The 18,704-nt window shown below is 43.8% G+C and carries 18 protein-coding genes and 4 pseudogenes; 12 read left to right on the top strand and 10 right to left on the bottom strand.

From position 1 onward, the window contains the following. Positions 1-2: 2 nt before the first annotated feature. The 4 genes and pseudogenes from recA to dnaA form a co-directional block, all read right to left on the bottom strand. Complete coding sequence (recA, locus tag IPL44_01225; protein QQS17651.1) at positions 3-1,037, bottom strand: recombinase RecA; 1,035 nt, start codon at positions 1,035-1,037, stop codon at positions 3-5. 36 nt (positions 1,038-1,073) lie between these two features. After that, a complete protein-coding gene (gene ruvB / locus IPL44_01230) occupies positions 1,074-2,078 on the bottom strand; it encodes a Holliday junction branch migration DNA helicase RuvB (GenBank protein ID QQS17652.1) in 1,005 nt (334 codons plus the stop codon). A 12-nt stretch (positions 2,079-2,090) separates the two neighbouring features. After that, positions 2,091-3,183: pseudogene (gene dnaN, locus IPL44_01235) on the bottom strand (DNA polymerase III subunit beta). A 255-nt stretch (positions 3,184-3,438) separates the two neighbouring features. Beyond that, on the bottom strand, positions 3,439-4,815 hold the full coding sequence (gene dnaA, locus IPL44_01240) for a chromosomal replication initiator protein DnaA (protein ID QQS17653.1): 1,377 nt from the start codon (positions 4,813-4,815) through the stop codon (positions 3,439-3,441). Positions 4,816-5,045: 230 nt separating this feature from the next. On the opposite strand from dnaA, the gene rpmH reads away from it, so the two are divergent. Genes rpmH through IPL44_01260 form a run of 4 tightly spaced genes read left to right on the top strand, consistent with a single transcriptional unit; the run spans position 5,046 to position 7,081 of the window. Further along, positions 5,046-5,183 carry a 50S ribosomal protein L34 gene (gene rpmH / locus IPL44_01245; GenBank protein QQS17654.1) on the top strand — a complete coding sequence of 46 codons (138 nt, stop codon included), beginning with the start codon at positions 5,046-5,048 and terminating at the stop codon, positions 5,181-5,183. Positions 5,184-5,242: 59 nt separating this feature from the next. Further along, positions 5,243-5,602 carry a ribonuclease P protein component gene (rnpA, locus tag IPL44_01250; GenBank protein ID QQS17655.1) on the top strand — a complete coding sequence of 120 codons (360 nt, stop codon included), beginning with the start codon at positions 5,243-5,245 and terminating at the stop codon, positions 5,600-5,602. 47 nt (positions 5,603-5,649) lie between these two features. Then, positions 5,650-6,612 carry a membrane protein insertase YidC gene (locus IPL44_01255; protein QQS17656.1) on the top strand — a complete coding sequence of 321 codons (963 nt, stop codon included), beginning with the start codon at positions 5,650-5,652 and terminating at the stop codon, positions 6,610-6,612. Positions 6,613-6,622: 10 nt separating this feature from the next. After that, positions 6,623-7,081, top strand: coding sequence for a single-stranded DNA-binding protein (locus IPL44_01260; GenBank protein ID QQS17657.1), 459 nt, complete (start codon positions 6,623-6,625; stop codon positions 7,079-7,081). On the opposite strand, the gene IPL44_01265 is transcribed toward IPL44_01260, so the two are convergent. From IPL44_01265 to IPL44_01275, 3 genes are all read right to left on the bottom strand, one after another. Next, entirely contained in the window at positions 7,016-7,444 is a 429-nt protein-coding gene (locus IPL44_01265; GenBank protein ID QQS17658.1) for a GtrA family protein, read from the bottom strand. The two genes, IPL44_01260 and IPL44_01265, sit on opposite strands and share 66 nt — an antisense overlap. Further along, positions 7,401-8,408, bottom strand: a complete 1,008-nt coding sequence (locus tag IPL44_01270) for a glycosyltransferase family 2 protein (GenBank protein ID QQS17795.1) — start codon at positions 8,406-8,408, stop codon at positions 7,401-7,403. The genes IPL44_01265 and IPL44_01270 overlap by 44 nt, the downstream gene beginning before the upstream one ends. 204 nt (positions 8,409-8,612) lie before the next feature. Continuing rightward, a complete protein-coding gene (locus IPL44_01275; protein QQS17659.1) occupies positions 8,613-9,479 on the bottom strand; it encodes a glycosyltransferase family 2 protein in 867 nt (288 codons plus the stop codon). 41 nt (positions 9,480-9,520) lie between these two features. Here IPL44_01275 and IPL44_01280 point away from each other — a divergent pair. From IPL44_01280 to IPL44_01300, 5 genes and pseudogenes are all read left to right on the top strand, one after another. Beyond that, a pseudogene (locus tag IPL44_01280) lies at positions 9,521-10,344 on the top strand (ABC transporter permease). Beyond that, positions 10,344-11,026: pseudogene (locus IPL44_01285) on the top strand (ABC transporter ATP-binding protein). Before IPL44_01280 ends, IPL44_01285 begins: the two co-directional pseudogenes overlap by 1 nt. Before the next feature lie 130 nt (positions 11,027-11,156). Then, positions 11,157-11,540: a hypothetical protein gene (locus tag IPL44_01290; protein ID QQS17660.1), complete on the top strand. Its 384-nt coding sequence runs from the start codon at positions 11,157-11,159 to the stop codon at positions 11,538-11,540. A 5-nt stretch (positions 11,541-11,545) separates the two neighbouring features. After that, a complete protein-coding gene (locus IPL44_01295) occupies positions 11,546-12,631 on the top strand; it encodes a hypothetical protein (GenBank protein ID QQS17661.1) in 1,086 nt (361 codons plus the stop codon). Then, positions 12,594-12,992, top strand: a complete 399-nt coding sequence (locus tag IPL44_01300; protein ID QQS17662.1) for a hypothetical protein — start codon at positions 12,594-12,596, stop codon at positions 12,990-12,992. The genes IPL44_01295 and IPL44_01300 overlap by 38 nt, the downstream gene beginning before the upstream one ends. Here the strand turns inward: IPL44_01300 and IPL44_01305 are convergent. The 3 genes from IPL44_01305 to IPL44_01315 are packed head-to-tail and all read right to left on the bottom strand — an operon-like array spanning position 12,967 to position 15,477. Then, on the bottom strand, positions 12,967-14,622 hold the full coding sequence (locus IPL44_01305; protein QQS17663.1) for a hypothetical protein: 1,656 nt from the start codon (positions 14,620-14,622) through the stop codon (positions 12,967-12,969). The two genes, IPL44_01300 and IPL44_01305, sit on opposite strands and share 26 nt — an antisense overlap. A gap of 20 nt (positions 14,623-14,642) precedes the next feature. Continuing rightward, positions 14,643-14,921, bottom strand: coding sequence for a hypothetical protein (locus tag IPL44_01310; protein ID QQS17664.1), 279 nt, complete (start codon positions 14,919-14,921; stop codon positions 14,643-14,645). A 10-nt stretch (positions 14,922-14,931) separates the two neighbouring features. Next, complete coding sequence (locus IPL44_01315) at positions 14,932-15,477, bottom strand: hypothetical protein (protein QQS17665.1); 546 nt, start codon at positions 15,475-15,477, stop codon at positions 14,932-14,934. A gap of 121 nt (positions 15,478-15,598) precedes the next feature. On the opposite strand from IPL44_01315, the gene IPL44_01320 reads away from it, so the two are divergent. The 3 genes and pseudogenes from IPL44_01320 (at position 15,599) to IPL44_01330 (ending at position 18,553) form a co-directional block, all read left to right on the top strand. Then, positions 15,599-16,720 carry a glycosyltransferase family 2 protein gene (locus IPL44_01320; GenBank protein ID QQS17666.1) on the top strand — a complete coding sequence of 374 codons (1,122 nt, stop codon included), beginning with the start codon at positions 15,599-15,601 and terminating at the stop codon, positions 16,718-16,720. Next, a pseudogene (locus IPL44_01325) lies at positions 16,677-16,966 on the top strand (glycosyltransferase). Before IPL44_01320 ends, IPL44_01325 begins: the two are co-directional and overlap by 44 nt. A gap of 60 nt (positions 16,967-17,026) precedes the next feature. Beyond that, positions 17,027-18,553 carry a glycosyltransferase family 2 protein gene (locus IPL44_01330; GenBank protein ID QQS17796.1) on the top strand — a complete coding sequence of 509 codons (1,527 nt, stop codon included), beginning with the start codon at positions 17,027-17,029 and terminating at the stop codon, positions 18,551-18,553. Positions 18,554-18,704: the final 151 nt, after the last annotated feature.

Raw genomic sequence — 18,704 nt, forward strand, 5'->3', positions numbered from 1 at the left:
GATTATTCCTCGTTAGTTTTTAGCTTGTCGCGAACTTTTTTATCAATTTCGGACAAAACTTTTGGATTATCTTTCAAATATTGTTTGGCAGCTTCGCGGCCTTGACCGATGGTTTCGTCGTTATATTTATAGAACGCGCCAGCTTTCGCGACGATATCGTTGGCCGCCGCCAAATCTAGCACGTCGCCAGTCGTCGAAATACCTTCGTTATACATAATATCGAACTCAGCCTGACGGAAGGGTGGGGCAATCTTGTTTTTGACCACCTTGACCCGCACGCGGTTACCGATAATATCCTCGCCGGCCTTTAATTGGCCAATACGACGAATATCCACACGTTGGCTCGCATAGAATTTCAAAGCATTACCACCAGTGGTGGTTTCTGGGTTACCAAACATCACCCCAATCTTCATGCGAATCTGGTTGATAAACACTACGGTAGCTTTTGATTTATTGATAATACCAGTTAGTTTGCGGAGGGCCTGACTCATCAGGCGGGCCTGGAGACCCGGCAGAGAGTCGCCCATATCACCATCAATCTCAGCCTGAGGCACCAACGCCGCCACCGAGTCGAGCACGATCAAATCGACCGCGTTCGACCGCACCAAGGTTTCGACGATTTCGAGCGCTTGTTCGCCGTTGTCTGGCTGCGAAACGAGCAGATTAGTGGTATCAACCCCGAGACGTTTAGCATAGGCTGGGTCGAGCGCGTGCTCGGCATCAATAAAGGCTGCGGTGCCACCTTGTTTTTGCACTTCGGCAATCGCATGAAGGGTTAGGGTAGTTTTACCGCTAGACTCTGGGCCATAAACTTCGACGATGCGACCTTTTGGATAGCCACCGCCGAGAGCCAAATCTAGACTGAGTGTACCCGAAGGGATAGTTTCAACCTCAATTTTGTAGGCATCGCCCAGTTTCATAATCGATCCATCACCGAATTGTTTGGTGATTTGATCAACCGCCAAACCCAGCGCCGCCGCCTTGCCGGCGTCGTCAGTCGACTTCGCAGTCATCGTTTTATTGTCTTTCTTGGCCATAATCCCTCCTTGCAGTTATATGCTAATTATAGCATTTTAGAGGTTCTTTTCCAAGTGACGCACAGCTTTTGGCGTCACCCGACGACCGCGCGGCGTGCGCTCGATAAACCCAATTTGTAATAAATATGGCTCGTAAAAATCTTCGATGGTCGTCGCCTCGTCACCAGTGAGCGCCGCAATAGTCGTTAGTCCGACCGGATTATCTCCGTAGTTATCGTTGATTGCGACGAGCATCTGCCTATCGGCCGGATCGAGGCCTAGTTCGTCAATTTCTAGCATCTGTAGAGCCGATTTCGTGAGCGGTTCATCGATGATGCCGTCGCCATTGACGTCGGCGTAATCACGCACGCGCTTTAATAGACGATTAGCGATACGTGGCGTTTGACGGCTACGTTCTGATAAAGTTTTTGCGGCGTTCGGGGCAATTTTCGTATCTAAAATCTGTGCACTGCGTGTGATAATCTTTTCAATATCGCGCGGTTCGTAAAATTCTAGTCGATACATATGGCCGAAACGATCACGGAGTGGGGCTGCTAGCGATCCAGTTCTCGTCGTTGCGCCAATGACGGTAAATTTAGGTAGATCGAGCCGCACCGAACGAGCTGCTGGACCTTTACCAATCACGATATCGAGCTTGAAATCCTCCATCGCTGAATATAAAATCTCTTCGACCGTCCGACTGAGGCGATGGATCTCGTCAATAAATAGAATGTCGCCATCCTGGAGGTTAGTCAGAATCGAAGCTAAATCACCGGCTCGCTCGATGGCTGGACCAGCCGTTACACGCAAGCCAACGCCCATTTCATTAGCAATCACACCCGCCATCGTCGTTTTACCGAGTCCCGGCGGACCATATAGTAGCACATGGTCAATCGGCTCGCCGCGCTTTTTAGCGGCCTCAATCGCTAGTTTTAGATTCCTCTTTAAACGCTCTTGACCAACATACTCCGAAAAACTCTGGGGTCGCAGTGTCACCTCAGCTTGCGATTCTTCGCTGTTAGCCTGCGGTAGGGTAGGTTCAACTAAACGTTCAATTGCCATAACTATATTGTACTACGACTTGACCGGCATAATGATATGTTTATAGTCCACGTTTTTATCGGCCGTAATCAAAATCGGCGCCAGTTTACCATTAAATTGTATTTTCACCACGTCATCATCAATCTGATTTAGGGCGTCGAGCAGGTATTTCGAGTTTAGAGTAATCGTACCGTCACCTTTGGTTTCCGCCTCTGTTTCCGCATCATTTTCACCCAACTCCGAAGCAATCGAGTGAACACTGAGAGTGGATTTAGTTGAGCTAATATTTAAGGTAATCGATCCAGCACTCTCGCGCGCAAACAACTCTGATATTTTAGTAATACGTAACAACTCCGCTCGATCCAGTATGGCCTCCGTTTCTGTGCTAGTTGGGATGAGTTGTCGGTAATTAATAAAGTTACCATCTATGAGACGAGAATTAATGATAGTTTGTCCAACAATAAACTCGATCTGATCCTCACCCACACCAATCACTACTTCCTTCACATCATCGCCAATAACTCTCGAGACATCGTTCAAAGTTGACGCCGGCACAATGGCGGAAATATCAGTGTCGACCGACATAATATTCTTTTCAGCCAATCGATAACCATCAGTAGCCGCCATATATAGTTTACCCTCTAGTGAGTGTAGATAAACACCAGTCAAAATCGGCCGCGTTGTATCTGAACTGGCCACTAATGATGTGCTGGCGATAGCTTTTTTTCAGATCTTCGGACGGTATAGTTAAAGTAGTTTTACTCGTTAGTTCCGGTAGGGCAGGAAAGTCATCAGCTGGCGTAGTATTGATGACCGATTTATATCCGCCGGCTGTTATCTTCATTTTTCCGTCTGTTAAATCAATATCTATATTGACTTTTGGTAGGTTTGACACAAATTCTGTAATTAACCGAGCTGGCACTGTGGTTACTCCGTTGGTTTTAGTGCTAGCTGGAACCTTTTGAGTAGTGGCTGTCTCTAGGTTGGTGGCAGATAATGTTAATTCACCAGCCTCAGCCTTTATAAATATATTATTTAATATTGGCAGGGTAGTTCGACTACTAGCTGTTCGACTAACGATCCCGAGCGCTTTACTTAGATTTTCCTGGGTTACTGATACTTTCATAATGTTCCTTTCCTATATAATTTAGTAGTAGTAATAGGCTCTGTGGATATTGTGTATAAAAACGGATTTACAGATAGAAAAGACGCAATTGCTATGTGGATAGTTTTGTGAAAAAGCTGGGATTTTTCGAGTGTTGTCCACAAAAGAATAAAACCCACAACCCGTTGTTTGGAGATTGTGAATAGTTTTTGGCAGGTTTTACCAAAAGTATCGACGACTAAATCACAGTTTTTACACAGATTTTTAAGCATAACCTTAAGCATATAGGGCCTCCCGAAGATCTGATACTTGTTGGCGGACGCGGGTATTGAGTTTAATCTCTCGTTCGATTTTTTCAACCGAATGAATAGCAGTGGTATGATCTTTGCGTCCTAGTTCACGCGCAATTTTCGGAAAGCTCATCTTTAACTCACTACGCAGTAGATACATCGCCATTTGTCTCGGCTCGGCAATGTGGCGATCTCTAGCTGGGCTGCGCATCTCGTCAACCTTTAGATCAAAATAGCTAGCGGTTTTATCAACCACCTGGCGGGCAGTAATGTGTTTGGGTCGCGACGATTTAATATTACCGAGCAACCCCTCAGCTAACTCAACAGTTGGTTCCTCGCCGCGCATTTCGCAGTAGGCGAGCACCTGATTGAGTGCACCCTCTAGTTCACGAATATTAGTTCGCACCGCGTCGGCCAAAAAACTAATAGTGTCGTCCGGTAAATTACTATTAGCTAGCGTCGCCTTGGTTTTTAGGATAGCACAACGCGTCTCAAAATCCGGCAAACCAACATCAATTGCCATACCCATCTGAAATCGACTACGTAAACGATCAGCCAGATCTGGTATTTCAGATGGCGGTCGATCAGCACTAATAACCACTTGACGGTCAGTTTGATGGAGGGCATTAAAAGTATTAAAGAATTCCTCTTGGTTGGACTTTTTGCCAGCGATAAATTGAATATCATCAACAATCAAGACATCAACCTCGCGATACTTCTTTGAAAAATCCCGGTTCTTTTTGTACCGAACATGATCAATAAACTCATTTACAAACGTTTCGGTTGGTACGTATAACACCCGTTTTTCTGGGTGAGCCGCGATAATCTCATTGCCAATCGCCTGAATTAGGTGGGTTTTACCGAGGCCAGATCCGCCATAGATAAAGATCGGATTATATTTTTGCCCCGGCATACTAGCGGCGGCCTGGGCGGCAGCATGCGCCAGGTCGTTGCAGGTGCCAACAATGAAATTATCGAATCGGTAACGCGGATTGAGACCAGTTTTGCGATTTCCAGAGATGGGTCCGCTAGTAACCGAAACGGTCGGCTCATCGATTTGTATCACAGCCTCGTTACGAATAACCTTTTTATTATTCACGATATATTCAATGGTCGGTTTGGAGAATCCGTTATCTACTAGAATTTGCTTGATTTTGGCATCGTATTTTGTCTCAAACTGACCTTTTGCGAAAATATTATTAACCAAAATAGAAACATGCTGATCATCAACACTCAGTAGGGAGGCTTTTTCGAACCACGTTTTAAAGGTGGCGGGAGGAACTGATAGTTCAACCTCGCCTAATATTATCTCCCAAATTTTATTCTGATTACTCTCCACAAAAATACATACCTTTCCTAACATCCAATATACCAGATGTGAATAGTTTTCCACAACCCTAGACAAACTGTGGCAAAAGTTAAACAACTATTACAAACAGAGCTATAATTTTCCACAGTCAATGTGCTTCCTCTGTAAAATAGTGGATAACAATTAAATATCTGTGGAAAAGTTATTCAGCCAAACCACGGGAATCGCGAAGCAAAGCGCTGGAGGTTGATGAAAACACCCTTATCTGATACAATACTCTCGTTATGCCAAAGAGAACCTATCAACCAAAGACTCGTCGCCGAGCCCGTGTTCACGGCTTTCGCGCACGTATGTCAACTCGAGCTGGCCAAATCGTTCTAAAGCGCCGCCGTATTAAACAGCGCGCCAAAGTAGCTATCTAGGTCAACTGAAAATCGCCCCAAAGACTCCCGGGCGATTTTTTTATCGTATACTATATAGTATGATTTCTCAAAAATTTCGCTTTCACGGCCACAATAGTTTGAAATATGTTTTTCAACACGGCCAGAGCGAACGTAATCGCCATCTGGCTATTAAATGGACTGAAAACAAGCGCCGCCGCCATCCACGGCTGTCGGTTGTGGTTAGTAAAAAGGTATTCAAGAGCGCCGTCAAACGCAACCGCATCCGCCGCCGGATTTACGAGAGCGCCCGGCCACTACTGATAGACGCCGCGGCAATAGACGCGGTGATCAGTGTTTATTCTGGTGAAGTGCTAGATATGTCGCACGACGAACTGACGATTGAAATCTTGCCACTATTAAATAGTGCTGGCTTGAAGTCCACCAAGATCCACGAATAACTGAGAATAACTAGTCTTTTGTCGCTGTAGATGGTATGATGGTTGACATGAGTATCTTTGATCGTTTATTAACGCAGCCTATTTTCAACCTGTTAGCCCTCATTTATAATTTTGTGGCTGATTTTGGCGTGGCGATTATCATCATGACCATCCTAGTGCGACTACTGCTGTGGCCACTGGTGAAAAAACAGCTTCATCAAACTAAATTGATGCGATCGATCCAACCCGAGCTTAAACAGATAAAGAAAAAGACCAAAGGCAATCGTATGTTAGAGAGCCAGATGATGATGGAGCTCTACCGCGAGCGCGGTATCAAACCGTTTAGCTCAATATTAGTCCTCATTATCCAGCTACCAATCTTTTTCGCAATTTTCCGTGTGGTACAGCTTTTCACTGGCGCTCAATACAACGCCGTTAATCACACGTCGCCCGACACCTTTATTTATCCATTTCTCGACGGATTTGGTAGGATTCCGGAGTTATTAGCGGGCGGTTCGACCCATTTGTTTGGCCTCATTGATCTAACGAAAACGGCCGGTAGTTACGCTCCAGCGCTCGTTATTGCGATTCTAGCCGCCGGATTACAGTTCTGGCAGAGTAAACAGGTCATGCCGCAACCTAGCGAGAAAAAGAAGCTACGCGAAATGTTTCGTGATAGCGCAGCTGGCAAAGAGGTTGACCAGGCCGAGATGATGGCTGCGACCACCGGCAAGATGATCTATCTATTCCCAGTTATGACATTTATGGTTGGTCTCGCTCTGCCGGCTGCTGTCATGCTTTATTACGCTACGACGTCACTGGTTGCGGTGATCCAGCAAGGCATAGTCCTGAAAAAGGATGACGAAGAAATGATTAAAATAGCTAACGAACCGAGCCGTAAAACCTCTGACAAAAAAGTCCGCGAAGCAGAAATTATAAAAGTCAAACCCTCCAAAAACAAAAAATCCCTCACCGATACCCCGGAACCTTCCGGTGGTGCGACGGTGGTTAGGCGTATAAAAGCGAAATAAGGAGGACACCATGAATAGAGAAGAATCAATACTGTTTGCCAAGAAATACGTCGAGGACACCTTGTCGTTTTTTGGTATCAATGTCGATGTTTATGCTACGGCCGACGAGGATGTGATCGAGATCAACGTGCCGAATACTTATCTCAGCAACCTATTAATCGGGAAAAACGGCGATACGTTGCGTAGCCTGCAATTCCTCGTTCGCTCGACCCTGATTCAGAAAAATGCCGAACTAACCCGTGTCAATGTCGACGTGGCTGATTACAAACGTCGCCACAATGATCGAATTGCCGAACAGGCTGAAAAATGGGCTCATGAAGTCTTGGCTAGCGGTGAACCAATGAATTTACGACCAATGAATCCGGCTGAGCGTCGTGTTGTGCACAAGGTGTTGGCTGATTACTCACAACTCTCTACGTCGATCATAGGTCAGATAATTCCAAGTCAGCGACACTGGACTAGCGATTAGTTTGGCAACATTTAGAAACAGTCCATCGCCTAATCCGAAATGTGGCGCATGATGTACGAGTAACCAAATAATGCCGTTTTGAATCACCCATAGACCAAACAGAGTAAAGACGAAAAATAGAACGATTTCACGGACGTAGTTCTTTGATTTTGAATCAAATGTCCATTTTTTGTTCATGATAAAGCTAAATGTCATGGCAATGCCGGTTGATATAGTGTTTGCGACTATGGCGTTTACCCCGAATAGCACCAAGGTATTCATGATTGCAAAATCCAAAACAGTATTCGCCACACCAATAACGACGAATTTTAGCGGTTTTTTACTGACGGCTGGTTTTGTAGTTTGGTTTGGCTGGTCGCTCACTGTTAGACTCCTTTGTTACGGCACCTTTATGTAGTTTCTCGATTAAATAGAGGGGTCGGTTTTTGGTCTCGATAAAGATCCGACCGATATATTCACCGATAATACCTAAACTAACCAACTGCACACCGCCTAGGAATAGGACGAGAATAATTAATGTATTAAACCCACCGGTTCGAGGCAACCCTAGCGCAGCCTGTATCAATATGACTAGTATGTAAATAAAGGCAGCAAGGCTGATGAGAACACCAAATAGCGACACAAATCGTAGCGGAATAGTGGTAAAAGAGGTAAATCCATCGATGGCTAGATTGATGAGCGAGTTGCCTGGTGACAAGATGCCATATTTCCATTTGGTTGTACCAGCCGATCGTTCACCTTGATCAAAAGTAATTTCCTTTTTCTTGTACCCCACCCAGCTAAATAACGCTTTGTTTTGACGCGAGGCTTCACGGATCTGTTTCAATGCGTCAACACAACGGCGCGAAAAGAGGCGAAAATCACCAGTATCGAGCTGGATCTCCACCCGAGTCATTTTTTGTAGCGTGCGATAGTAGAGTTTGGAAAAGAACTTCTTTACAAAACCTTCGGTACGATGGGTGCGCCTGGCGTAGACATCATCATAGCCCTTTTCCCACCATTTGATCATCTCGGGGATGAGTTCGGGCGGCTCCTGGCCGTCGGCATCCATGATCACTACAGCATCACCACTGGCGTGATCGAGTCCGGCAGCCACCGCAATTTCCTTGCCAAAGTTTCGCGAAAAATTCAAATAGGATACTTGTGGGTTGGCGGAGGATTCGTGCTCTAGGATTGCTAATGTCTGATCACGACTACCATCGTTAATAAACAAAAATTCAAAACGATAGTTTTTGTTATTTGCCACTAGGTTCGCTAAACGTTTAAACATGAACGGCAGCGATTTTTCCTCGTTGTAGGCGGGAATGATAATGGTGATTAGTTTTATCATGACAATATTATATCACTATAGCCTCTAGCAACATCACAAGGATTTTACCCAGGTTCGAAAATGTTTTAATGCTACCGCTAACGACATAATCCCATAAATGAGGTGTGGTAGGTGCCGCAACATATGGCGGCGCTACGCTCCATTAGAACTTTTTTTTTATCCCTATAAACCGAGTAGTTTTAGCTACTATATATTCACCGCCTAGGTTTTTTTCAAACTCACAATTTTCTGGCGATATGACCTGTGACTCCGGGTAACGAGGAGCCAGTACGAGAGTAACCATCTCCACTCAATCCAATGAAATAAATCATTGATCTCTGGAGTTTTATTGTTACTCGCAAATGCAGCGAGCTCCTCTGAATTGATCTGGCGAAATGTCGTATTTAGTGCTGATTTTCCAAATGTTCCGGCACTACTTTCGTGATAATGATAGGTTATATCAGAGATAACCTCGAGATGCGATATGTGCGAGAAATAATGAAGTGCAAAGATGAGATCTTCACCAAAACTAAGATCTTCGCGAAAACGTAGATGATGCTCCCGAATAATATCAGCTCGAAAGAGCTTATTCCATAAATTATAGAGCATCCCATTGGTACCGAGCGAGCGTAAAACATAGGCCTCGAGGTTATTTGATACCAACTCTCTCTTGGGCGATATATGTTTATAGTTATCTATGCGTTTCCGTTTACCCAGTAAATCAATACTCCAACCAGAAACAGTCAGATCACTTTTCGATTTTTTGATCGCAGTAACAACGATTTGCAATGCGTCTTGCGCTATACTGTCATCGGCATCATAGAATTGGATGTATTTCCCGCCCGCCTTTTCTAGCCCTAGGTTTCGTGCACTCGATGGTCCGCCATTTGGTTTTGTAAAAACTCTAACTCGCGAATCGACCTTCTCTATTTTTCGGAGAACTGACAATGTATTATCTGTTGATCCATCGTCAACTAGGATGAGCTCAAAATCCCTGAACGATTGGCCCAGAATGGCGTCGGTCATATTGCATACGGAAGCTCCAGTATTCCAAACTGGGATAATGACGCTAACGAGCGGTTTATTCATAGTATGAGTATATCATCATCGTGGTATAATTAAGAGTAAGTATGGTAAAAAGTGGACTGTTAGACAAGAAGAATCGTGTGCTTTTGTATGAGTTGGTAAAGACCGATTTCAAGCTACGCTATCAGGGTTCGTTTCTCGGTATCTTGTGGTCGGTGTTAAAGCCACTGCTACTTTTCACAGTGATGTATACGGTGTTTGTAAAATTCCTCAGATTTACCGATGGAACCAGTACCTACCCGCTAGTTCTCCTTCTCGGTATATCGCTATGGAGTTTTTTACAGAGGCAACTAATGTTGGCATGCAATCTATCGTGTCTAGGGGTGATATTTTGCGCAAGATTAACTTTCCAAAATATATCATTATCCTCTCCTCGATGGCGAGCGCCATGATAAGCCTCACGATCAATCTAGCAGTCGTCGTAGTATTTATGTTGTTTAGCGGAGTGAAATTGACTCCATATATACTATTACTACCGATAAATATTCTGCAGCTATTTATGCTGGCGTTCGGACTCGCACTGCTACTCTCGACTCTGTATGTCAAATTCCGTGATATAGGACATATCTGGGATGTTGTGATACAAATATTGTTTTATTCGATACCTATTATTTATCCACTGACCCAAGTTGCAGATTTTCGTGTTATGGGCATTGCGGCACAAAATATCATTATGTTAAACCCAATAGGACAGATCATACAGGATATCCGACATAATTTGATTTCTCCAGTCAATGTGCCGACGGCTTGGGATATTCAGCCTACTATATGGATAGCAATCACTCCTGTTATTTTGACGATAGTTATCGTAGTAGTTGGAGCGATATATTTTAGAAAAAATAGCAAAAAATTTGCGGAGATTATGTAATGAGCGAGCCGAAATACGCACTGCAAATAAGAAACGTGAGCAAGAGTTTTCGTCTCCCGACAGAGAAGTCTAACGGCATAAAACAGATGGTTATTAATGCTGCGAGGGGTGTCAAAGGCTATAAAAACAGCATGTTCTAAAAAATATATCGTTTAATGTTGAAAAAGGTGATTTTTTTGGCATTGTCGGTAGGAATGGTTCGGGAAAATCAACACTATTAAAACTCATTTCGCAGATTTACGAACCCGATTCTGGAAAAATTATCGTTAATGGCAAACTGGTGCCGTTTATCGAGCTAGGTGTCGGATTTAATCCCGAACTGACGGGTCGAGAAAATATCTATTTGAACGGTGCCCTGCTAGGATTCTCACACGAGGAAATGTCCGCTATGTACGAAGACATCGTAGAATTTGCCGAGTTGAAAGAGTTTATGGATCAAAAGCTCAAAAACTATTCCAGTGTCATGCAGGTTCGATTGGCGTTCTCTATCGCGATCAAGGCAGAGGCTGACATTTTAGTGCTTGACGAGGTCTTGGCGGTGGGAGATGAGGAGTTTCAGCGAAAATGTTTCAATTATTTTGCCGAACTAAAGAAAAACAAGAAGACCGTTATCCTTGTTACACACTCTATGGAGTCTGTGCAGCGATTTTGCAACAAAGCTGCTCTGATTGATAAGGAGTGATCTTGTTCAGGGGAATGCAGCCGAGATAGCGCAGCTATACAGGGAAATCAATAGTAATTTAGGCGATAGTGGGAACGATGATATCATAACTAACGATTCTCGCGATAGACGCAAAGAGACAGGATCGCCAATGTTGATTAAGGCATCGTGTCGGCGAGATGATGATAATATCAATATTGATATTCTATTAACACCGAAAAAAGACATAGATGATGCCATAGTATCCGTATTTATCGATCGAGACACAGGTGAGCAGGTGTATCGTTTCTCCTCTGATGAAAAGATAGGGTGTGTATCTAATTTTAAAAAGGATGACCCCGTACATATTAAGCTAAAGCTTCAAAATATTTTTCCAAGCGGAATTTTCACTCTCAGGGTGTCGGTTAAGAAATCAGACAGAACGGAAGAATATGCCCTATTTGGAAATGTAGCATCTTTTGATATAGACAATGCTAGCCGACAATCCGAATGGGACGTTCACTGGAGGCCAAACGAGGAGTTTTCCATAGAATGATTCGTGTGCACGATGCTGTTTACCTGTGGAGATATTATAAGGAGAATGGTTGGTCTTTTTTGCGGGGTATCGGTGTTCGAAAACGAAACCCAGGAACGCCGAGTTTCAAAAGGGTTTTAGAAGCTAGGGACAGGGGGCATGTTATACGCGATGCTCGTTTTGTTGTTAATGCCGATAGGCTGGATATTGCAGCCAAGACACTCTTCGCACGAGCATATGTTGAAGGAGTATCCTCGCGTTGGCCAGCAGCTGTATACAAAGAGCACCTACGTTCCTGGAATAATTTTTATGAGGATGAGCCTAATAAAGAAACATACGAGGATTTTAAGAATAGTTACATTGGAATAATTGATAGCTATCTTTGTGGCAGGATGAATTACGCAGACAGCCCTGTCGTTGTTAATCAAGCAAACGGTATGCTTAGGAATGGGGGGCATCGAGTAGCTGCGATTGTTACGGGAAACCTAGTGAATGTTATTGAGGAGAAGCAAGAAAAGGAACGATCCTGGGGTGCCGATTTTTTTAGAGGTAAACTATCAGAAAAACCAGAGTTTTTATTAGGGGAGAAATATCTCGATGCAATGACTCGTGAGTATGTTTCGTTGTGCCCTGAGAAATTGTTTGCAGTCATCATATTTCCTGCCGCGAAAGGGCATAGACGCGAGGCGGACCAGCATCTCAAAAGGATTGGGAAAGTAGTTAATCAAAAAGTATTTAAGCATAATGAGCTAGACGGGGAGAGTGTTGTTCGACAACTTTATTACGGCGAAGAGTGGAATTATGAGGGCTCTCGGGGTGTCTCGAATAAGGCAGAATGGTGTTTTAGCGGAAAAGGCAATCTCCACGTCTATATAATTGAAAGTAACATGAGTATGCAGGAGCGGGTTCGTGAAAAGGAGTATCTACGCAACGTGTGGGGGGTTGATAAGAATTCTATACACATGACAGACACTTACGATGAAGTTAATATTGTTGCCCGGATGTTTTTCCACGAAGGTACAGTCGAGACACTTAGGCGATACTATTCGTTTAGTCCGAGCATACTTAACCTATTTGATCAATACAAAAGCTCTACCGAAAGGTTTTATTGATAAAGATAGATTTTGTATAGATTCAAGTGCAGTAATGGATTTCTTCGGTCTGCGCAATGCGGCAGACGTTGATTATATAAGTATTTGCGAAGAACTTTCCTCTCGTATTAATGGCGTCGAACGCCACGACGGGAAGTATACAGGGTATTATCCGCTGTCTGTAGAGGAGATGATAACTGACCCAAACAATTTTTTCTATTATGCTGGTTGTAAAATATTAAAACTTGACCTTGTTGAATCAATGAAAAGAACAAGAGTCACCAAAGACCCTGACTCAGCTAGTAAAGACTTGAAGGACATTGAGCTAATAGAAAATTACAAGAAGAATCCAAAAACTATTCCACAGACCACCCAGAAGTAGGTCGCCAGACAACTTTGCCTTTCTCGAATGATTGAGAGCGAGAATTGTCACCGTTTATGTATTTTTGACCAATAGGTTTACCGAGGCGCCCCAAGCTACCTCCTTGCTCTTGCCAATAGCCATAAAAATTACCCTCGATCTCCCATGCTCCGGTTGTATGGCTGTGTATAATAACACCATTTTCGAAATATTGCCATGACCGACCGTCGTCTGCGGTGCCGTACGTTCCTTGTGGTACTCCCAATAGCCCCGTCGACCCTCCTATTTGCTGCCATCTGTCGTAGATTGGACCAAAGAGTATCTCGTGTGGGCTAGAGTTTTCAGACTTTCTTACGACGAGTCCTTTTTCGTAGAATTGCCATGACCGACCGTCTTCTTCCGAGGTTTGGTTTGATGTGGGTCGACCAAGTACTCCGAAACTACCTCCAAGCGACTGCCATTTAGTGTAAAAGTTACCATAAAGGATAGGCCAGGCGGAGCCATTGGGAGCTTGAACTATCAACCCCTTGTCAAACGATTGCCATGTGTGACCAGAGGGTTCAACGACAGTATCTGTCGTAGGTATTCCGACTTCCTGTCGATAGTTCAACCAGGCTTCGTAAACATTTCCAACTATTGTGTGAGCAGGGCTATTTGCGTCTTGTCTGACCACTATTCCATTTTTAAACAGCTGCTGTCTGTTGCCGGAGTTTGTGACTGTAACGGTGGATATGGGTTGTTTAAGGGGACCTAGACTTCCTCCTGTAGAATACCACTTGTCACCGATTGGACCTGGAACGATTTCCCACCCACCTGCATCTTGAGTATATATAACGAGCCCATTTTTAAACTGCTGCCAAATTCTGCCATCGCTATCTTCACGTATTGCGAGTGAGCTTGGGACACCCAGCCTCCCGACACTTCCTCCGAGTTCTTGCCATCGCTGATATGTGGAAGAGTAGGGGACGAAGCGGGCTCCATATTCAATGGTCCATATAACTACGCCTTTATCGTAACTCTGCCAAACTCTGGGGGCAGCGTCATATTCTAACTTTACTGTACCGCTAGGACTACCCATTTGAAGTTTCTGCTGAGAGTATAATGTGTTTATTTCCCCAGTCGCTTTGGTGATATCTAGGTAGATGCCGCTTGTTGGATCACCGAACCAATCGGTGAAATATAGCCAGAAATTTCTGTTACCGTAGGCGCCACAGCTATCGCCGGTGCCATACCCAGCATTGAGCGCTGACTGATTAGGCTGGTACGGCGTGTAGCGATAGAGGGCTGAGGTTGCACGGTTTTTGATATTGATAGTAGATCCACCACAACGATTGCGGTCTGGATGGTACTGAACATAGTTCTCGCCGACTGGGTAGTTGCTCCAGCCGCCATTGAGAACATTGCGAAAGAGGTTTGCGGCTTGCCGTATCTGGTTCTTTAGGCCGTAATACTGGGTGTCGCAAGCTGCTGTGCCGGGACATCCATAGCCCGTAGCCGAACGATACTGAATGCTGTTTGGCCATGTGTCGGTGATCAGGCCCTGTTCTTTTTGCAGTAGAACAATGATTACCTGAGGGTTGATACTGTAGTCCTGTGCGGCTTGCCAGATGATATGGGCAGCAGATTCACCATCAAAGGTATCTTCGAACATGCAGACGAATCGACCATCCTTTACCTTGTGGTATTGGCTAGCTTTGCTAATGTTTGTATTATTACAGGGGTTTTTACTCTCAGGAATGTCTGGATCTGGGCTTCGGTCATGCTGTTTTTGTTGCTCATCACGGAATCAGACATGATATTACTCGGGTCAAAGTTGCGTAGATCTGCAGCATCGGCAGGGCGCTGGAGCTGCAGATACGACCAGACGCCAAAGGCTAATCCAATAACGACAAATGCAGTCGTGACGATAGTCCTCGGTGTATTATTATTGTGTCTGATCCGTAGTATCATTCTCGTTCTCCTAGATAGTCACCCTGTCTTTAAAGGTGCCGGTTCGGTTTCCGCTCGTTACAGTTATTTCGATGGCCCACTGTCCACTAGATAGTTCGGAGACGGGTACGGAGAAGCCCTCACAGGTCGATGATGATGGATTTGTGATAATAGAGGCACTTCTCGTCACCGTTTTTCCGGCCGAGGTTAATTTTAGACTACATGTTCCAGACGTGAGGGATTGATCAATGGTGACACGTAGCGTTAAATTACCATCAACAACAGATTTATAGTTAATGACGCCAGTCAGAGAGTTGCTCGTGTTTGGGCTATCGCCTTCGTATTGTTTAGGGGTGTCTTTTCCGTCTTCTCCTAGAGTGGTCGGTGTAGTTTTGTCATTCGTTTTATCCGTCTCATCATTTGTTTTTGGAGTATCATTATTACTCGTCTCAGCCGAACGTTTATCGTCTGACGGACGGGTGGCGTAGTAGGCATAAACACCTCCGCCGAGGATCAAAACAGCGATGCCGGCAATTAAGAGAGCTTTTTTTGGTGATTTTTTCTGTTGAATGCGCATAATACCAGTGCCCTTTACCTTTATTATATCCTATAGTGCTATTATAACATAAGTATTATAGATTTATCAAATACTGAGATCCGAGTGGCGCAATAACTAGGCCTATGCTATCATATAGGGTATGACAAAATTCCCACTTGTATCTATTATTGTCCCTGTCTACAATGTTGAAAAGTATATGCCCGTATGTCTCGATAGTATATTAAATCAGACATACAAAAACATCGAAGTTATCGTAGTGAGCGACGCAAGTCCAGGCAACATAGCGGAAATCGTGAAAACGTATCAAACCAAGCATAAAAACATTAAATTTATCAATCTAAAGGAAAATGTGGGACTGTTTCGTGCGCGAATCAAAGGCATGGAACAGGTAACGGGCGACTACATTATAAATATCGATGGAGACGATGCAATTTGTATCGATTACGTCGAAAAACTAGTTCGTCGGGCGATCGAAACCGGAGCCGATATCGTTTTGAACGAGACGATGCGGTATGAGGAAAAGAATCAATCGAAACACCTGCCTAATCTAGTAAAAAGTATTAGTTATGACGAGGTTATAGAGGGCAAAAATGCGGCGCTGTCTGAGTTGTTGCGAAAAGGCAATTTTTTCTGGGAGGTTTGTGGCAAGTTGTATCATAAGTCTGTTATAGATGCTGCTATGAAAGACCTAAAGGATATCGATCGACATGTTTTAATGGGTGAGGATATATTATTTAATGTCCACTTGTTTTACTATTGTAACAAGCTAGCGCGTGCAGAGTTTGCCTTTTATTATTACCTGATAAACGATGGATCAATTACGGCGAAAAACGCTAATGTAGAAAAGAAAGATAGAGTGTTACAGGATCTACTGTTCGTATTCAAAGAAATCGAGAATTTTATGAAGGCCAAAGGTATATTCAACAAATACGAGAAACAGTATCGCTATCTACGAAATACACAGGCTGCTAAATATTACGAAGAAATACACGAAGATTTCTCGGGTAAAAACAAGCGATTGCTGACAAAACATGTCGAAGAGATGATGTATGACAAGGTAGGGTTTGATCGAGAAGTAGAACTGCGAAGTATCGACGTAGCAGGTGACATCAAAGATTTGCGGTGGAGACTAGAGTCAATGAACTCGATCAAAGTTTCTGGGTTGAAGTTTCTATCAAACGTCAAGCGCAAACTAAAAAAGCATGGTGAGGTAGGTAATGCCAAACAAGGATGTAGTGTCGGTTATTCTCCCTATTTATAATGTTGAGAAGTTTCTGCGGGAGTGTGTCGAGAGCGTAATGGGCCAGACATATCATAACCTAGAGATTATTTTGGTGGACGACGGCGCTACAGACTCATCCGGAAAGATGTGCGATGAGTTCGCCAAAAAGACCAGCGGATCAAAGTCGTGCACAAGAAAAACGCTGGGCTAAATATGGCTCGCAAGAGCGGTTTTGAGGTGAGTACGGGGGAATGGATCACCTTTGTTGATAGTGATGATGTGATCGATCCACATTACGTTGCTTATTTGCTAGAAGCGGCAAAAAAGCATAGCTCAGAAATAGCAATGTGCGGATATAAATATTTTGTAGATACCTATGAACGCGATGACAAGAAATTATCGACGTATACGAAAGCTCTAAAGTCAACAATTGATATGTATTTGCTCGATGGTCGTCCGGACGAGTATTTTTTCATGCAAACTGCATGGGCAAAATTGTTTAGTCGTCGACTCATCTCGTTGATTGACTGGGATTTTTCAAACTATAGGACAAACGAAGACGAATTCATGTCGATGATGTACTATTCTGACCTAAAGACACCTCTGGCTATCGTTGATAATCGCCTGCTCTATTATCGTCAGCGACCAGATTCTATTATGGGACAGAATGACAAAGAATACGTGAATTTTTATAATGGCAAGCCACTGACTAGATTCGAATATTTAGCAGAGGTTCACGACAAGCGTCTAGAAAGATTTGGCAAAAAATATGCCAATGAGATAGCTTATTGGTTTGGTCTACACTACATTATCAGTCTCAGTAGAGCATATAATCTCAATCAGGACCCCCTGACCGCCAATGATAAAAAGGTATTCAACGACAGGTTAGAGGGTATCATCACGGCGAGCCGACACCATCGCTATTGGAACGAACACAAGGTTATTATGGATGAAATCGAGCGCGCCGGTAACATTGAAGGATTTTTTAACTACAAAAAGACTTCGCCAACTGTCTCGATAATTGTGCCCGTGTATAATGCCGAAAATTTTTTGGAGCAGAGTCTCGGATCAATTATCAACCAGACGTACTTTAATTTGGAAATAATTTTGATCAATGATGGTTCAACTGATCGAACAGCTGAGATATGTGATCTATTTGCAAAACGTGACTATAGGGTGAGAGTAGTTACCCAGGAGAATCGCGGCGTATCGGCTGCTCGAAATCACGGATTAGACATCGCTATTGGCAGATATGTGATGTTCGTCGACAGCGATGATTTTCTAGAGCCATTTGCAGTCGAGAGGCTCATCCAGGCTGCAGACAGAGACGGACAAAAGTCGGATATTTATATCGGCGGAATATATGACTATCATACAGCTGGCTATTATTTTGATTATCAGCCTCATACTCTGCCCGTACACAAGAATTTCACCTACGATCAGGGCGATAAAGACGCACTGTACCACGTTATGACGAGCATCAACTCGCCTTTTGCAAAGCTGTACAGCAAAACATTCCTGGACAAACATAAACTACGATTCGACGAGAACATTCGTATTTGCGAGGATACACTGTTCGTATTCGAGGCGATCATGCTCTCTAGCGGAGTGTATATTATTGAGGATCGTATATATTTCTATAGAAACGATTTCGTTAACAACTACTCTGCGATGGGCACTATAGATGATAGTAAGGCACTAGATTTCACAAAGGCCTTTGCAGGTATGCATGACATATTGGTCGCAAAGGAGCTTACGAAAGACAGCTCTATTATGCACGCATTTCGACGAGGACTAGTTGCACACATGCTCTATAGTCTAGAGGTGGTAGAGAAAATGCTGCTGCACACAGGAAAGTATTCGATAGTTTAGCCGAGCTGATCACTACCTATAATCTCGAGGAGGAGCATGCGGGTAGTGAATTTGACAAACAGCAATTCGAATCAATCGTTCGAGGTGATTATGCGAGCTATACCTTGTTAAAATTAAGCGAATATAAGCGTCGAATGAATGCGCTGATCGA

The organism is Candidatus Saccharibacteria bacterium, assembly GCA_016699895.1.
Taxonomy (GTDB): Bacteria; Patescibacteriota; Saccharimonadia; order Saccharimonadales; family Saccharimonadaceae.

Excerpts from the sequence above, each read along its gene's own strand:
- IPL44_01310 (QQS17664.1), bottom strand. The coding sequence starts at position 14,921 with ATGATACTACGGATCAGACACAATAATAATACACCGAGGACTATCGTC.
- IPL44_01305 (QQS17663.1), bottom strand. The coding sequence starts at position 14,622 with ATGTTCGAAGATACCTTTGATGGTGAATCTGCTGCCCATATCATCTGG.
- rnpA (QQS17655.1), top strand. The coding sequence starts at position 5,243 with ATGATTTCTCAAAAATTTCGCTTTCACGGCCACAATAGTTTGAAATAT.
- rpmH (QQS17654.1), top strand. The coding sequence starts at position 5,046 with ATGCCAAAGAGAACCTATCAACCAAAGACTCGTCGCCGAGCCCGTGTT.
- IPL44_01260 (QQS17657.1), top strand. The coding sequence starts at position 6,623 with ATGAATAGAGAAGAATCAATACTGTTTGCCAAGAAATACGTCGAGGAC.
- IPL44_01330 (QQS17796.1), top strand. The coding sequence starts at position 17,027 with ATGTGCGGATATAAATATTTTGTAGATACCTATGAACGCGATGACAAG.
- ruvB (QQS17652.1), bottom strand. The coding sequence starts at position 2,078 with ATGGCAATTGAACGTTTAGTTGAACCTACCCTACCGCAGGCTAACAGC.
- IPL44_01315 (QQS17665.1), bottom strand. The coding sequence starts at position 15,477 with ATGCGCATTCAACAGAAAAAATCACCAAAAAAAGCTCTCTTAATTGCC.
- recA (QQS17651.1), bottom strand. The coding sequence starts at position 1,037 with ATGGCCAAGAAAGACAATAAAACGATGACTGCGAAGTCGACTGACGAC.
- IPL44_01320 (QQS17666.1), top strand. The coding sequence starts at position 15,599 with ATGACAAAATTCCCACTTGTATCTATTATTGTCCCTGTCTACAATGTT.
- IPL44_01290 (QQS17660.1), top strand. The coding sequence starts at position 11,157 with ATGTTGATTAAGGCATCGTGTCGGCGAGATGATGATAATATCAATATT.
- IPL44_01255 (QQS17656.1), top strand. The coding sequence starts at position 5,650 with ATGAGTATCTTTGATCGTTTATTAACGCAGCCTATTTTCAACCTGTTA.
- dnaA (QQS17653.1), bottom strand. The coding sequence starts at position 4,815 with ATGTTAGGAAAGGTATGTATTTTTGTGGAGAGTAATCAGAATAAAATT.
- IPL44_01275 (QQS17659.1), bottom strand. The coding sequence starts at position 9,479 with ATGAATAAACCGCTCGTTAGCGTCATTATCCCAGTTTGGAATACTGGA.